The sequence below is a fragment of the Tautonia sociabilis genome, assembly GCF_003977685.1.
In the GTDB taxonomy this organism is placed as follows: Bacteria; Planctomycetota; Planctomycetia; order Isosphaerales; family Isosphaeraceae; genus Tautonia; species Tautonia sociabilis.
In genome coordinates, this window is sequence record NZ_RYZH01000001.1 from 35,449 (window position 1) to 49,774 (window position 14,326).

Annotated in this window: 12 protein-coding genes; 7 read left to right on the plus strand and 5 right to left on the minus strand. The window is 71.6% G+C overall.

All coding sequences use genetic code 11. The annotated features are described in order from the left end of the window. Nucleotides 1-102: 102 nt before the first annotated feature. Both TsocGM_RS00155 and TsocGM_RS00160 read right to left on the minus strand, forming a co-directional pair. The gene (locus TsocGM_RS00155) at nt 103-1,029 is read right to left on the minus strand and encodes a MotA/TolQ/ExbB proton channel family protein (protein ID WP_126723296.1); all 927 of its coding nucleotides are present in this window, start codon (nt 1,027-1,029) and stop codon (nt 103-105) included. Nucleotides 1,030-1,099: 70 nt separating this feature from the next. Beyond that, nucleotides 1,100-4,261, minus strand: coding sequence for a tetratricopeptide repeat protein (locus TsocGM_RS00160; RefSeq protein WP_158633311.1), 3,162 nt, complete (start codon nt 4,259-4,261; stop codon nt 1,100-1,102). 375 nt (nt 4,262-4,636) lie between these two features. Here TsocGM_RS00160 and TsocGM_RS00165 point away from each other — a divergent pair, with 375 nt between their 5' ends. From TsocGM_RS00165 to pstB, 4 genes are all read left to right on the plus strand, one after another. After that, entirely contained in the window at nt 4,637-5,572 is a 936-nt protein-coding gene (locus TsocGM_RS00165; protein ID WP_126723298.1) for a PstS family phosphate ABC transporter substrate-binding protein, read from the plus strand. 85 nt (nt 5,573-5,657) lie between these two features. Beyond that, complete coding sequence (gene pstC / locus TsocGM_RS00170) at nt 5,658-6,626, plus strand: phosphate ABC transporter permease subunit PstC (RefSeq protein WP_233578110.1); 969 nt, start codon at nt 5,658-5,660, stop codon at nt 6,624-6,626. Then, a complete protein-coding gene (gene pstA, locus TsocGM_RS00175; RefSeq protein ID WP_126723300.1) occupies nt 6,623-7,732 on the plus strand; it encodes a phosphate ABC transporter permease PstA in 1,110 nt (369 codons plus the stop codon). Before pstC ends, pstA begins: the two co-directional genes overlap by 4 nt. Continuing rightward, complete coding sequence (gene pstB, locus TsocGM_RS00180) at nt 7,732-8,577, plus strand: phosphate ABC transporter ATP-binding protein PstB (RefSeq protein WP_126723301.1); 846 nt, start codon at nt 7,732-7,734, stop codon at nt 8,575-8,577. Before pstA ends, pstB begins: the two co-directional genes overlap by 1 nt. A gap of 855 nt (nt 8,578-9,432) precedes the next feature. Here pstB and TsocGM_RS00185 read toward each other — a convergent pair. Together TsocGM_RS00185 and TsocGM_RS00190 are read right to left on the minus strand one after the other, a co-directional pair. Further along, nucleotides 9,433-10,026 carry a dCTP deaminase gene (locus TsocGM_RS00185; protein WP_126723302.1) on the minus strand — a complete coding sequence of 198 codons (594 nt, stop codon included), beginning with the start codon at nt 10,024-10,026 and terminating at the stop codon, nt 9,433-9,435. Continuing rightward, nucleotides 10,023-10,316, minus strand: coding sequence for a hypothetical protein (locus tag TsocGM_RS00190; RefSeq protein WP_126723303.1), 294 nt, complete (start codon nt 10,314-10,316; stop codon nt 10,023-10,025). Before TsocGM_RS00190 ends, TsocGM_RS00185 begins: the two co-directional genes overlap by 4 nt. Before the next feature lie 250 nt (nt 10,317-10,566). On the opposite strand from TsocGM_RS00190, the gene TsocGM_RS00195 reads away from it, so the two are divergent. The 3 genes from TsocGM_RS00195 (at nt 10,567) to TsocGM_RS00205 (ending at nt 13,718) form a co-directional block, all read left to right on the plus strand. Beyond that, complete coding sequence (locus TsocGM_RS00195) at nt 10,567-11,781, plus strand: M20 metallopeptidase family protein (RefSeq protein WP_126723304.1); 1,215 nt, start codon at nt 10,567-10,569, stop codon at nt 11,779-11,781. Continuing rightward, the gene (locus tag TsocGM_RS00200; protein ID WP_126723305.1) at nt 11,774-12,916 is read left to right on the plus strand and encodes a carboxylate-amine ligase; all 1,143 of its coding nucleotides are present in this window, start codon (nt 11,774-11,776) and stop codon (nt 12,914-12,916) included. The genes TsocGM_RS00195 and TsocGM_RS00200 overlap by 8 nt, the downstream gene beginning before the upstream one ends. Nucleotides 12,917-13,007: 91 nt before the next feature. Beyond that, nucleotides 13,008-13,718 (plus strand): winged helix-turn-helix domain-containing protein, encoded by a 711-nt coding sequence (locus tag TsocGM_RS00205; protein WP_126723306.1) that lies wholly within the window; start codon nt 13,008-13,010, stop codon nt 13,716-13,718. Here the strand turns inward: TsocGM_RS00205 and TsocGM_RS00210 are convergent. Continuing rightward, nucleotides 13,706-14,047 (minus strand): carbon storage regulator, encoded by a 342-nt coding sequence (locus TsocGM_RS00210; RefSeq protein ID WP_126723307.1) that lies wholly within the window; start codon nt 14,045-14,047, stop codon nt 13,706-13,708. The genes TsocGM_RS00205 and TsocGM_RS00210 overlap by 13 nt on opposite strands. Nucleotides 14,048-14,326 lie beyond the last annotated feature (279 nt).

The window sequence follows — 14,326 nt, forward strand, 5'->3', positions numbered from 1 at the left end:
CCTCGACTGGTGTCCATCCGTCCGGTGCGGTTGGTTGGCGGGTCGTCGGGGAGGGGGCCCGGAGGTCACTGCCGGGCCCCGACTCCGGCCGGTCGATCCGAGTCAGAAGTCCCTCAGGGCATCTGGGATCTCGACCCGGATCGGCCCGGCGGGCCGAGAGGAGGGGGACCCTCCCCGGTCGAAATGGGGCCTGGGAGCGGCGGCCCGGCCAATTCCTCCGGGGGATCGCCCGGCCGGAGCGGCGGAGAGCTGGGCGATCGCCTCGGCCGTCTCGGCCCCGAGCCGGTCCAGGGCCCCGGAAATCGCCTCGACCCGGCCCATCAACCCGTCATAGGCCACCAGTGCCAGGATCGCCACCGCGACCCCCGCCGTCAACGGCGCCAGCGCCCCGGCCAGCGCCGGTCCCCAGGCGGTCGCCCCCGCCGTCTCTCCCAACGCCGACAGCGCCCGGCCGGCGGCCAGCAGGGTCCCGAGCAGCCCGATCAGCGGCGCCAGCGCCGCGATCCGGCGCAGCGTCCCCACGTTCCGCCGCATCCGGTCCACCTCGACCTGCTTCGCCAGGGCGACCGCTCGGTCCAGGTCGCTCGCCGGCCTTCCCCAGCGTCTCAGGGCCGCCAGCGCGACCCGGGAGGCGGGGCTCGGGTGCGACTCGCACAGGTCGATCCCCTTGGTCCGGTCGAGCTGACCGTCTCGCACGCGGTCCAGGAAGCGGTCCACGAACCGGGGAGGCAGCGCCTCGCCGTGCCTCAGCCGCCTCGATCGCTCGGCCAGCACGCTCAGCCCCAGCAGGGCGCAGGCCGCCAGTCCCCCCCAGGTGACACGGTCGGCCGGGGGAGTGCGGCGGTACCAGTCGGAGGCGGCCCGAGAGAGGACCTGGGCCTGCTCGGAGACGACGCCCGTGGCCCGCTCCCAGTTCGACGGGCGGTCCGCCCCGACGCTCGAGGCGACCAGCACCAGCACGACGACCGCCGGCCGGAGCCCTCGGGCCGGCCCCGGGAGGCGAGCGAATCCGAATGAGGATCGAGGCATGGCGAACGTCCTTTTCGCAGGGGAGCCGTGATCGATCCGGCCGGGCCGGATCCCGTCGCGACCGCCGACCTCATCCGCGACGGCCGGGGGGCGATCCCGGGCCAACCGCCCCGTCGGACGCCCGCCTCCGGGCGACCGCGAGCCGCCGAGCCGCCTCCTCCGAGGCCGGCTCGTCGGGGAACTGGGAGCGCAACTCTTCGTAGAGATCGGCGGCGTCGGCCCAGCGGTCGAGTTGTTCAAACGCTTTTCCCGCCTCCAGCAGGGAGAGCGCCTGCCACTTCCTCGCGTCATTGTAGGAGGGAAGGTAGACGACCCGGAGGAATTCCCGGATCGCCTCGTCGTAGTTTTTCTCGTGGAAATACGTCTCTCCCCTCATGAATTGCGCCATCGCCGCCAGCTCTCCCCCCTTGCGGGCGTCGATGACCGCCTGGTAGGCCCTCCTCGCCTCGTCGAACTGGGGAGGGGCCTTGCCTTGCAGGGCTCGGCCCCGGGCGTAGTCGAGCTCGGCCATCTGGGGGAAGTCGGGCCGCTCCGCCTTCAGGGCGTCGGCCAGGGCGAGCACATCGCTCCAGCGCTCCAGTTGCACCAGCGCCTGGATGCGCCTCAGGAGGGCCGTCGCCAGCCAGGGCTCCGGCTCCTGGTCGGCCGGCGATTCCTCGATCAGCGCGGTGAACCGTTGCTCGGCCTCCTGGGCGTTGCCCGATCGGAAGGCGACTTCCGCGGCCCAGAACCGCGCCTCCCGGACGTAGAGCCCCGCGGGGAACTCCGAAACCAGCCGGTCGAAGAGCGATCCCGCCTCGTCCCACTCCCCGAGATCCGCCCGGGTCCTCCCCATCCGGTACAGGGCCGCCTGCCGCAACCTCGGGTCCACCTCGGCGCCCTCGGCCGCCAGCGGGCCGAGCACCGCGACAACCCGGTCCAGCTCTCCCCTGCGGTATGCCGACTCGGCCAGGTTCAGCCGGGCGTCTCCGGCGAAGGGGGAGTCCGGGTGCTCGTCCAGCAGCCGGGAGAAGGCCCGATCGGCCTCGCTCTCCGCTGCCGAGTCGATCCAGGCCCAGCCCAGCTCGCTCAGGAGCCGGTCCACCGGCGCTCCGGTCCCCTCGGCCCCTCGATCGACGAGGCGGGAATAGATCGCCGCCGCCTCCCCGGGACGGCCGGCGTCGACCAGCAGGCGGGCCCGCTCCAGGTCGGCCTTCGGGGCCGATCCGGAGTCCGGGGCGTGCTCCACGACCCAGGAGAACGCGGCCAGCGCCTCGTCGGTCTTTCCCAGCTCCCGGAGCGCCTGGCCCCGGGCGAGCCCCGCCTCCTCGGCCATCGGGTCGTCGGGGGCCAGGTCGATCAGAAGGGCGAACGCCTCGGCCGCCTCCTCGAGCCTCCCCTTGCCCCGGAGCGACCAGCCGAGGCCCGACCAGGCCCTCGCCCGCAGCGCCGGCTCGGCGTCCTCATCCTCGGCCACGGCCCGGAAGAGGGATTCGGCCCGGTCCCAACGCTCCTCGGCCATCGCCTGCTCGGCGATCCGAAGCCGGGTCGGCCCCAGCACGACGCTCGAGGGGAAGCCCTCCGAGAGCCGGTCGAGGGCGTCGTCCGCCTCGTCGTCTCGCCCCTGGGCGTCGAGCGCCAGCGCCAGCCGGGCCAGGGCGTGATCGGCCACGTCGCCATCGGGCCGGGCGTCGAGGTAGCGGGCCAGCGCGTCGGCCGCCTCGTCGAAGCGGCCCTCGTCGAACCGGTGCTGGCCGACCAGGTAGAGCGCGTCGGCCGAGAACCGGGAACCCGCCGCCTCCGCCAGCGATTCGAGCTGCGCGATCGCCTCCTCCTGCCGCCCCGAGGCCCGCAGGGCGAGCCCGAGATAGTAGCGAGCCGCCTCTGCGGTCCCCGCGTCCGGAGCGGAGGAGTCGAGCAAGGTCTGGAGCAGGCCGACGGCCTCGTCCGCCTGCCCCCGGTCGAGGGCCGCCCTCGCCTCGATCAGCAGGGCGGGGGCCGCCAGCGGGCCGTTTCCTTGCGGTCCTCGGGCGCGGCGGGCCAGCTCGGCGGCCCGATCGGGCTGATCCGACTCCAGGGCGATCGAGGCGGCCTGGAGCAGGGCGTCGTCGGCCCAGGAGTGATTGGGATGCGCTTCCGCCAGCCGCTCGAACCGAGCCAAGGCTTCCGCCGGATTCCCCGCCAGTTCGACGGTCTCGGCGGCCCGGTAGCGCAGGGCGGGGGTGGTCGAGGTGTCCGGGAACCGGTCGATCGCCTCGTCGAAGATCGCCTTTGCCTCGGCGACCCGGCCGCGATCCCGCTCCAGCATCCCCAGTTGGTACGACGCCCGGGCGCCCAGTTCGGCGGACGGGTCGTCCCGCAATGCCGAGAGCACCGCGGCGGCCTCGTCCGGCTTCCCCATCGCCGCCAGGGCCTCGGCCTTCCCCAGCCGGGCTCGGGGGGCGTAGACGCTCTGCGGCACGTCGCGCTCCAGGGCCTCGAACGCCTCCAGCGCCCGATCGAACCGCCCGGCCTCCAGCTCCATGCGGGCGACCTGGTCGAGCGCCTCGTCCCTCCCCTCCGCCCCGGGCCGGTCGATCAGCTCCCGGAACCGGGCCAGGGCTCCCTCCCGGTCCCCCAGCCGCGCCAGGACCCGGGCCAGGTTGAGCCGGGAACGGTCGGCGAGCCGGCCGTCGGGGAACGCGGTCAGGGCCCGCTCATAGGCGGCTTTCGCCCCGTCGAGGTCCCCTTCCCGGAACCTCACGTCGCCCAGGTAGGGCCAGGCGAGATCCTGGTACCGGTGGGCGGGAGGGCCGCTCGTATAGGCCTCCAGCGCCCTCCGGGCCGCCGGCAGGTCGCCGAGAACATACGCCAGCTCCCCGATCCGGTACAGCGCCGTCGGGGCGTTCGGGTGGTCGGCCGGGGCAACCCGAAGGAACTCCTCGAACGCCGTCCGGGCCTCCTCGTACTCCTGGAGGAAGTGGTGGGCGTTCGCCTTGCCGAAGATCGCCTCGACCCGGTGGGGGGAGTCGGCGGGGGCGGAGTTCAGGAACCGATCGTACTCCTGGACGGCCAGGTCGAATCGCCGTGCGCGGAACAGCCCGTTGGCGAAGTTCAGGCCCTCCGGGACGGGCCCGTCGCCGATCGGACGGTTCGCGGTTCCCTGGCCGGCTCCCTCGGCCGCCGCCCCCAGGACGATCAGGGCGACCAGCAGCAGGGCCCTTGGGGTCGATCCCGTGGGCTCCCGGCCGGGCGATCGGTCTTCGACGCGCACGCGACCACCTCCCTGCTCGTCGGTCTCGCCATCGCCATCGCCACCGTCGCCGGGGCGATCGGGCCTGAGGTCGGGAATCATTCTCCCCGGCCGAGGGCCTCCCCGGCTCCCGTCCCGATTATCCCCAGCCGTCCGAGCTTGGCAAGCCAGGGCGTCGCTCCTCCCGAGCCGCCTTCGGGATCCTCTGAGGAAGGGTCGGCCCAGGTCTTCACAAGAATTTCACCGATCTGAGGTACGATCGGCTTCTAGGATAGGGCCGGTGTCCCCTCGGATCGACCCTGCCGCCCACCCGATCGGACGTCGGTCCCGGTCGTTGGCCCTCGGTCGTCGGCCGGGCCCGCCGGACGCCCTCAGACCCAGGAACCATCCCCTCTCATGCTCCGTTTCCTCTCCCCTTTTGCCCTGGTCCTGCTGGCTTCCTTGGCACTGGCCGGCTGTGGCGGGCCGTCCCCGGTTGTGATCGACGGGTCGAGCACCGTCTACCCGATTAGCCTCGCCGCCCAGGAGGCGTACACCGCCTCCGTCGAGGGCACCCCGCGCATCATTGTCGACTACCACGGCACCGGAGGAGGCTTCGGCCGTTACCTCGCGGGCGAGGTCGACATCGTTGACGCCTCCCGCCCCGCCAAGCCCGAGGAGGAGGAGAAGGCCCGGGCCAACGGCCTCGACTGGACGCGCTTCGTCGTCGGCCACGACGGCATCACCGTCGCCGTCAACCCGGAGAACACCTTCGTCGACGCCCTGAGCGTCTCCCAGCTGACCGAGCTCTTCAAGCCGGGCAGCACGGTCTCCTCCTGGAGGGATCTCAACCCGGAGTGGCCCGACCAGCCGATCTCCCTCTATACCCCCGATGACGACTCGGGCACCTTCGAGTTCTTCGTCAAGGACGCCCTGAAGCTCGAAGGCCAGCGCGAGGACGTCCAGCCCAGCGCCGATGACAACGTCCTGATCAGCGGCATCGCCGGCGATCGGGGAGCCATCGGCTACTTCGGCTTCGCCTACTTCGCCGCCAACCGGGACAAGCTCCGAGCCGTCCCGATCAAGAACGGAGACGACGCCGAGCCGGTCGCTCCCGCGATCGAGACGATCTACGACGGTTCCTACGCTCCGCTCTCCCGCCCGCTGTTCATCTACGTCAAGGACGCCGCGCTGGCCCGCTCCGAGGTCGCCGACTTCGTGACCTACTACCTGGAGCATGTCGCCGAGCTCGCCGAGACGGCCGGCTACGTCGCTCCGACCGAGGAGGAGCGGGCCGAGAACCTCGCCGCGCTGGCGCGGCTCCAAGGCGGCCGCACCGCCGAGGCCGAGTGAGCCAATCCCCACCCCGGCCGTCGAGGGAGACGGCCGGGACGCCCCTCCCGGACGCTTCCCGAGCCGCCTCCCGGCAAGGTCGATCGTGACCCAGTCTCCCCAGACCACGCCGATCTCCCCCGAGCCGCCCCCGAGGCGATCCTGGGCCGGCCGGTCCCGGCTCCAGTCGGCTCAGGAGTTCGTCGTCCCCCCGCTGATCTTCGTCTGCGCCTTGATCACCGTGCTGACGACCGTTGGCATCGTCTTCGTGCTGGGGCTGGAGACGGTCCGCTTCTTCCGGGTCGCCGGGATCGGCCTGTTCGAGTTCCTCGGCGGCGCGACGCTCAACCCCAAGGCCGATCCGCCGAGGTACGGCATCCTGCCGCTGCTCTGGGGGACGTTCGTCATCGCCTTCGGCTCGTCGCTGATCGCCCTGCCGATCGGGCTGCTCAGCGCCATCTTCCTGAGCGAGTACGCCCCCCGGGGGCTCCGCGCCGTGCTCAAGCCGGCGCTGGAGCTGCTGGCCGGCATCCCGACGATCGTCTACGGCTACCTTGCCCTGCTGCTGGTCACCCCGGTGCTCAAGGCGGTGCTGGAGCCGGCGATCCGGGTCGAGTTCTACAACGCCCTGAGCGCCTGCATCGTGGTCGGGGTGATGATCATCCCGATGGTTTCCTCCCTGTCGGAGGACGTGCTCTCGGCCGTCCCCCGGGGGCTTCGGGAGGCGGCCTACGGCCTGGGGGCGACGAAGTTCGAGGTCGCCACGAGGGTCGTCCTGCCGGCGGGGCTGTCGGGGGTGCTGGCCTCGTTCCTCCTGGCGATCAGCCGGGCGGTGGGGGAGACGATGGCGGTGCTCCTGGCCGCGGGAGTGAAGCCTCAGATCGTGCTCAACCCGCTGCGGTCGGTCGAGACGATGACCGCCTACATCGTCAACGTGATGAAGGGAGAGGCGGCGGTCGGCTCGGCCGAGCACCTGTCGCTCTACGCCGTCGGCATGGCGCTGTTCGCCATCACCCTGGCGATGAACATCGTCTCGGGGATCATCCTCAAGCACTTCCGGGAGGAATACGAGTGAGCCGGGCCAGCGACGCCCTGTACCGGCCTCGCCGGGGACTGCGCCGGGCGCTGGGCGCCGGCTTCGCCGGGCTTTGCCTGGCGGCGACGCTCAGCGGTGTGGTCGTGCTCGTGGTGCTTCTCGGCGCGGTGCTGGTCAAGGCGCTGGCCCTGCCGCCGAACCCGCCGTGGTTCGCCGTCGGGGAGCAGCTTCGGGAGCTGGCCGCCTTCCTCTCCCGGATCGCCTCCTCGACCAACAGCCCCAATCCGGAGCTCGCCGGGTTCAAGGCCGGGATCATCGGCAGCCTGTGGCTGCTGCTGCTGGTGGCGCTGATCGCCATACCGGTCGGGGTCGGGGCGGGCTTGTACCTGGAGGAGTACGCTCCTGCGGGCCGGCTGCGCCGGGCGATCCAGACGAACATCGCCAACCTCGCCGGCGTGCCGTCGATCGTCTACGGCATCCTTGGCCTGGTGGTCTTCAGCCGGGCGTTCGGGTTCCAGGCGCTGGCGCTGGGGAAGATGCTCTGGGCCGGGGCGCTGACGCTCAGCCTGCTGGTCCTGCCGATCGTGGTCATCGCCACCCAGGAGGCGCTTCGGGCCGTGCCGCCGTCGCTGCGGCAGGCCGCGCTGGCCCTGGGGGCGACCCGCTGGCAGGTCATTCGGGACCACGTCCTGCCCTCGGCCCTGCCGGGAATCCTCACGGGAACGATCCTGGCGCTGTCCCGGGCCATCGGCGAGACGGCGCCATTGCTGATGGTCGGCGCCGCCAACTCGATCCTCTTCCCGCCGAGCGGCCCGTCCGATTACTACACCGCCCTGCCGGTGGAGATCTACAACTTCGCCACCCTCCCTCGGGAGGAGTTCCGCTCGGTCGCCGCCGGGGGAATCCTGATCCTGCTGGGGATCCTGCTGTCGATGAACGCGGTGGCGATCTTCCTCCGGACCCCGACCGGCCAGCGGGCCGCCAGCCGGGCGATCGCTCAGCTTGGCCGCCTCGGTTGGTCGGGCCGCCGGGCCGGCCGCTCTCGCACGGGCCTCGCCTCCGCCGTCGTCGTCCCGGGGCCCGGCGCGTCCGGACCCGACTCCGAAGTCGCCCAACCCACCGACCAGGGGGGAGCCGAGTCGTGATGAGCCTCGACCAGCAGCCGATCGTCTCCCGGAATCCCTCCCCGGCGGCTCCCCCGGCGCCCGGCGCCGATGCCGTCCTCGTCGCCCGAGACCTCTCGGTCTGGTACGGTTCGACCCAGGCCCTGCGGGGCGTTTCCATCGCCATCCCCCGGAACCGGATCACCGCGCTGATCGGCCCCTCGGGCTGCGGCAAGAGCACGCTGCTGCGCTGCTTCAACCGGATGAACGATCTGATCCCCGGCTTCCGCATGGAGGGGCAGCTGGGCTTCGACGGCGATCCGGTCGCCGGGCCCGAGGTCGACCCCGTCACCCTCCGCCGCCGCGTCGGCATGGTCTTCCAGAAGCCCAACCCCTTCCCGAAGACCGTCTACCACAACGTCGCCTGGGGGGCCCGGATCAACGGCTACACTGGAGACCTGGACGAGCTGGTCGAGCGCTCCCTCCGCCGAGCCGCCCTCTGGGACGAGGTGAAGGACAAGCTCAACCGCTCCGGCCTGGACCTCTCCGGAGGCCAGCAGCAGCGGCTCTGCATCGCCCGAACGCTGGCCGTCGAGCCCGAGGTCATCCTCATGGACGAGCCCTGCTCGGCCCTCGACCCCATCTCCACCGCCCGGGTCGAGGACCTGATGGAGGACCTTAAGGCCGAGTACACCATCGTCATCGTCACCCACAACATGCAGCAGGCCCGTCGGGTCAGCGACATGACCGCCTGCCTGATGCTCGACGAGGCCCGGGGGAACGGCCACCGCCCCGGCGTCCTCGCCGAGTTCAGCCCTACCGACGTCCTCTTCACCACCCCCAAGGACCCAAGGACCGAGGCCTACATCACCGGCCGGATCGGCTGACCGGATCGACCGGGGGGAGGCGTCCCGACGGGTCCGTCCGGGGGCCCCGGACCGCGTCGGGCTCGGTCGCGGAAGCCCCGTCCCGCCCCGGGGCCGTGCGAGGCCGTTCCCCCTCGGACACCGGGACCAGGCGGCCCTCCTCGCAACACCGTCCGGGAGCGTGGGGAACACCGATCGGTGCGCGGTGGTGCGCTCCCCGGAGCGTGCTGGGAGTGATAGCGTAAGTGGTTGGCCCTGTGCGGCTTGTGTCGGATGAGGCCGCCGGGGGGACGGCCTGGAATGGGTTCGTTCGGCGCCGGGAGCACCGGGATGAGGATCGAGGTCGCTCGTCCTCGTCGCCACCGACCCCTCGGTCGCTTCCCGACGCCGGTCGGTGCGGGGCCGATTCGGGACGGCACGCGCTCGGTGCGCTCCGGAGCGCCCGAGGATGAGGCTCCAGTTCCATGCTGTAACTTCTTGCTTAACATGGGATTCCGTTCGGAGGCCCCTTCCGGGACGGGGCCCGGAATGGGTTCGTTCCGCGCCGGGATGATGGGGAACGATCGCGGAATTCGAGCAGGACACGCGGTCGAGGAGGGGAGGCCGGAGCCGCCGGCTCCGGGCGAACCGGTTCGGGACGAGGGGAGGCCGTGCGGCGTGGAGGGGGGCAAGGTTGTCTCGTTCCGTGGTCGGATTCCCTTCGGCCCTTCGCGGGAGGTGAGCGAGCGCCGCGGTCGGGGTGATCGAGTTGCCAAGGATCGAGGCGGACGGGGGACGTCCCCGGACGGTTGGCGTCCCTCTGGTAAGAGGATCGCGATTCGGGGGTCTGGCGGTCACAACGAACGCCGACCACGAGCTTTTGGGAGGCGGTTCGGCTCAGGGCCGAAGCTCGGTGAAGCTCCGCTGCGCGGAGAACTGGCCGGCGTAGCCCTTGTTCGGCTCCTGGCCGACCTCCTCGAGGATGAGCTGGCAGATGGGCATGCCGGCGTCGAGGGCCACGGTCAGGGGGCCGAGGTTGAAGATTTCGAGCTGGATCGGCAGGCCGGGCTCGTCAATGCGTTCCGGGTTGTCGCCGAAGCCGGCGTGGATGGTGGGGGCGGTGACGTGGACGCCGACTCCCAGCCGGGCCAGGCTGCTCTTGCCCTCGACCCGGGCGGCCAGGCGGGCCGATCGGGGGAGATGGATCGCCTGCTCGGTGTAGCCGAGCACGAACTGGCCGGGGCCCAGGGGGAAGCCCTCGGGGGGGATCGGCACCCGATCGGCCAGGTCGGGATCGGCCAGCAGACGGCGGACGTTGAAGCCCGAGACCCCCGGCCGGACGACCAGGCCGCCGGTCTTCCAGCGGACCAGGGTGGCGTCGAGGGTCAGGTCGACGGCCGTCGAGGTCCAGAGATGATCGGCGGGGACCGGGTCGATCCGGAGCGAGCCCTCCCGGATGGCGGCGGCGATTTCCCGGTCCGAGAGGATCATGGGATCGGCCTGTCCTCGTGCCGCAGCGTCTCGAAGGGGATCCAGGCCCTGTTGGCCCCGGAATACGCCTCGCAGGGGAACTCGACCAGCACCCGGCGCCGCTCTCGGTCGATCTGGACGAACCCGACCGGCAAGAACGGGATCCCGTCGTGCCGGTTGATCAGGCCGGGGGTCACGTCGAGGTACTGGACCCGTCCCTCGTCGTCGACCACGCTGGCCGTCAGGTGGTCGTCTCGAAGGCCGGCGGAGAGCTCGCAGCGGACTTCCTCGAAGTAGGTCGTCTCGGTCATCGTCGCGTCTCGGGGAGGGCTCGGGTCGGCCGGTCGGTCGGTCGGTCGGAGCGGATTCCGGTCGCCGGGCCGCCCGGCTGGGGGGGAGGCCCGTTGGAGATCGGATCGGCCGGGGGGAGCCCTCGCGCCCATCCCTCAGCGTCGATGATCGCCGGGGGACGATCCGATGACAAGCATCGGCGCGGTTTCGCGGGGAGGTCGCCTCGCCGTTCGCTTTCGCCCTCGCCGCGCGCCGGGATAAGATGGAACGATGGTCATGACCTTCGCCGAGGCGATCGACGCCTGCATCGACGAGATGGCCGACCTGCTCCGGTCGGTCAGACGGCACTTGCACGCCCATCCCGAGCCGAGTCTGGAGGAATACCGGACCACCGAGGAGCTGGCCCGGATCCTCGGGGACGCCGGGATCCTCATTCGGATCGCCCCGACCGGCCGGGGGCTCATCGCCGGGCCGGAACCGGAACCGGGGTCCGACGGCCCGCCTCGGGTCGCCTTGCGGGCCGACATCGACGCGCTGCGGATGCAGGACGCCAAGCTCGCCGTGCCGTACCGGTCGACCTGCGCGGGGGTGATGCATGCGTGTGGGCACGACGCGCACACCGCGATGGCGTTGGGGGCGGCGCTGGCCTTGCATCGCTGCCGGGAGCACTTGCCCCGGGCGATTCCCTGGCGGGCGATCTTCCAGCCGGCCGAGGAGACGGGGGACGGGGCGCTGGAGATGATCCGGGCCGGGGCGATGGAGGGGGTGTCGGCGATCGTCGCGTTGCATGTCGACCCGGAGCTGGGGGTTGGCCGAGTCGCCCGTCGGGCCGGGGTGCTGACGGCCGACTGCCGGGATCTGAAGGTCGAGGTCCGGGGCCGGGGGGGGCATGCGGCCCGTCCTCACCAGGCGATCGACCCGATCGCGGCGGCGGTGCGGTTTGTCTCGGCCGTCTATCAGGAGGTGCCGAGGTCGGTCGACGTCCGGGAGCCGGTGGTGGTCACCTTTGGCATGTTCCACGGCGGGCAGGCGAACAACGTGATTCCCGATACCGTCTGCCTGGAGGGGACGCTTCGGTCGTTGAGCCAGGCCGCTCGGGAGCGCGCCTGCGCCGCGATCCAGGCGATCGCCCGGGGGGTGAACGCGGCCACCGGGGCGGAGATTCAGGTCGAGTTCCTCCAGGGGGTCGACCCGGTGATCAACGATCCGGGGGTGATGGATGCTCTGTCCCGGGCCGCGGCGGAGGTCGTTGGGCCGGACAAGGTGGGGGAGATCCCGCACCCGAGCCTGGGCGGTGAGGACTTCGCCGCGTACCTCCGCCTGGCTCCCGGTGCGATGCTTCGGCTGGGGGTCGCCGGTGCGGCCGGCTGGCCGGCCCTGCACTCCCCCCGCTTCGACATCGACGAGCGCGCCCTGGTCATCGGCGCCAAGATCCTGGCCCGATCCGTCGTCCTGCTCTCCGAGGGAGGCTCCGGCCATGCATGAGCGCCTCGAATTCGTCCGCAACACCTGGCCGAGCCTGGGGGTGGAGATCGAGCTGCAGCTGGTCGACGAGGGAACCTTCGCCCTGCGCAACGCGATCAACGACATTCTGCCGGAGATCCCCGCCGCGCTGTCGGGGCGGGTGAAGCCGGAGATCATGCAGTCGTACCTGGAGATCAACACCGAGATCTGCCAGACCGCCGCCGAGGTGGGCGAGGACCTGGCCGGCAAGCTCCGGGTGGTCGAGGAGATTGTCGGCCGCCACGGCCTCCGGCTGTTTTGGGCCGGGACCCACCCCTTCTCCAGGTGGTACGAGCAGCGCGTGACCCCCGACGAGCGGTATTACGGGCTGGTCGACCTGTTGCAGGACACCGCCCGACGGCTGGTCACCTTCGGGCTGCACGTGCACGTGGGGGTCGACTCCGGCGACAAGGCGATCATGATCTGCGACCGGATGCTCCGGCATCTGCCGACCCTGCTGGCGCTGTCGGCCAACAGCCCGTTCTGGTCGGGCCGGAACACGGGGTTGCACTCGCAGCGCAGCAAGGTGATGGAGGACCTCCCCACCGCCGGGATGCCTCCGGTGATGCGCAACTGGAGCGAGTACGTCTGGCTGCTCAACCATCTGGTCGAGACGAACTTCATCCGGTCGCTCCGGGAGATCTGGTGGGACATCCGCCCGCACCACAACTTTGGGACGGTCGAGGTGCGCGTGTGCGACATGCCGCCGGATTTGCCCTCGGTGGTGGCGATCGCGGCGCTGGTGCAGTGCCTCGTCCGGGATCTGTCCCGGCAGATCGATGAGGGGACCTACCTGCCCGACGGCCACCCGTTCATGAACCGCCAGAACAAGTGGCGGGCCTGCCGCTACGGGATGGCCGCCGAGCTGGTCGACCCGTTCACCGCCGAGCCGCGCCCGGCCCGCCGCGTGGTGCGGGAGCTGGTCGAGACGCTGCTCCGCCGCGGGGTGCCCGAGGAGCTGGGCTGCCTCCGGGAGATTGAGACGGTGCTCGACCTGGCCGAGCAGCCCACCGGCTCGGAGCGCCAGGTCGCCATCTTCGAGCAGACCGGCGACCCCGTCGCGGTCGTCCGCCAGCTGCTCGAACGCCGGCCGTTCGAGCCGGCGTCGGCTTCATGAAATCCTCGCGGATCCTTCACAACGAGCCCGAGCTGGGTCGGGTACGATCGTCCTGGAGACTTCCGGCGCGCACCCCCTGACGGCAACGCTCATGGCCACCACTCGAATCCTGATCGTCGAAGACGAGCGTCACCTCGCCGAGACGCTGGCGATGAACCTGAGGCGAGAGGGGTACGAGGTCCTCACCGCCTGGGACGGCCAGGACGGCCTGCGGCAGGCCCAGCTCCGCCTGCCCGACCTGATCGTGCTCGACCTGATGCTGCCGGTCAAGCCGGGCCTGGAGGTCTGCCGGGAGCTGCGGTCGGGGCCCCGCACGAGGGAGATCCCGATCCTGATGGTGACGGCCAAGTCCGAGGAGAGCGACCAGTTGATCGGCCTGGCGGTGGGGGCCGATGATTACATCACCAAGCCGTACAGCATCAAGGTGCTCGTGGGGAAGATCAAGGCGGTGCTCCGCCGGAGATCGGGCCGCCGGGAGCCGGCGACCGGCGAGGTGATCGAGGTCCAGGGGGTGACGGTGGACAAGCACCGGCACCGCGCGTTGTTCGAGGGGGTCGAGCTGCCGCTGACCCCCACCGAGTTCCGGCTGCTGGAGGTGTTGCTCCGGCAGGCCGGCCGCGCCTTTACCCGGCACGAGTTGATGGACGCCGCCATCGGCGAGGACGCGATGGTCCTGGAGCGGACGATCGATGTCCACATCAAGAGCCTGCGCAAGAAGCTGGGGGCGGGCTCCGAGCTGATCGAGACGGTCCGGGGCGTGGGCTACCGGTTCCGGGAGCCGGACCTGGTTCAGCAATCCTGAAGCGTCGCCCCGGGCCCCCGGACCGAGGAAGCCCGGCCGGTGAGCGGTCCGGAGCGGACCGGCCAGCTGGGCGGGGACGCCGCCGCCGCTGCCGCCGAGGCCGAGGCCGAGGCCGAGGCCGAGGCCGAGGAGGCCCGGGGGGGTGAGCCGGGGTTCCGGGCCAGGGCCTCGGCGCGGTCTCGGTCGCGCAGCTCGGCGCGGACGACCGGGACATCCCGGGGTGCCTCGATTCCCAGCCGGACCTGGCCCCCTTCCAGCCGCACGACGGTGACGCAGATGTTTCCGCCGATGTAGAGCTTTTCCATTCGCTTGCGGGTCAGTACGAGCATCGGTCGCACGCTCCTGGTCCTCGGTCCTCGCGACGTCCCCGGGGGGCGGGGCGGTCGGCGGGGGGGCGCTGGCGGGGTTCCTCGTCCCCGTCCTGCCGAGGGAACCCTAGCTTACGCTCCGACGTCCGGTCGGGGCTCGGCGCCGGCGGCTCCCTGGGCGGAGGCCGGTCGCGGTTCGTATAATGGGCCGGTTGCGCCCCCTCCGCTTTGGGGAGGCTCGAGGGCCCCTGGGCGCCGAAGGCCGCCGGGACCGGATTCGGGGCCGATCCCCGGGGCCAA

Bases quoted from the DNA above. Each gene is read 5' to 3' on its own strand.
- TsocGM_RS00205 (WP_126723306.1), top strand. From the start codon at position 13,008: ATGGCCACCACTCGAATCCTGATCGTCGAAGACGAGCGTCACCTCGCC.
- pstB (WP_126723301.1), top strand. From the start codon at position 7,732: ATGAGCCTCGACCAGCAGCCGATCGTCTCCCGGAATCCCTCCCCGGCG.
- TsocGM_RS00195 (WP_126723304.1), top strand. From the start codon at position 10,567: ATGGTCATGACCTTCGCCGAGGCGATCGACGCCTGCATCGACGAGATG.
- TsocGM_RS00165 (WP_126723298.1), top strand. From the start codon at position 4,637: ATGCTCCGTTTCCTCTCCCCTTTTGCCCTGGTCCTGCTGGCTTCCTTG.
- TsocGM_RS00200 (WP_126723305.1), top strand. From the start codon at position 11,774: ATGCATGAGCGCCTCGAATTCGTCCGCAACACCTGGCCGAGCCTGGGG.
- TsocGM_RS00210 (WP_126723307.1), bottom strand. From the start codon at position 14,047: ATGCTCGTACTGACCCGCAAGCGAATGGAAAAGCTCTACATCGGCGGA.
- TsocGM_RS00155 (WP_126723296.1), bottom strand. From the start codon at position 1,029: ATGCCTCGATCCTCATTCGGATTCGCTCGCCTCCCGGGGCCGGCCCGA.
- TsocGM_RS00190 (WP_126723303.1), bottom strand. From the start codon at position 10,316: ATGACCGAGACGACCTACTTCGAGGAAGTCCGCTGCGAGCTCTCCGCC.
- TsocGM_RS00185 (WP_126723302.1), bottom strand. From the start codon at position 10,026: ATGATCCTCTCGGACCGGGAAATCGCCGCCGCCATCCGGGAGGGCTCG.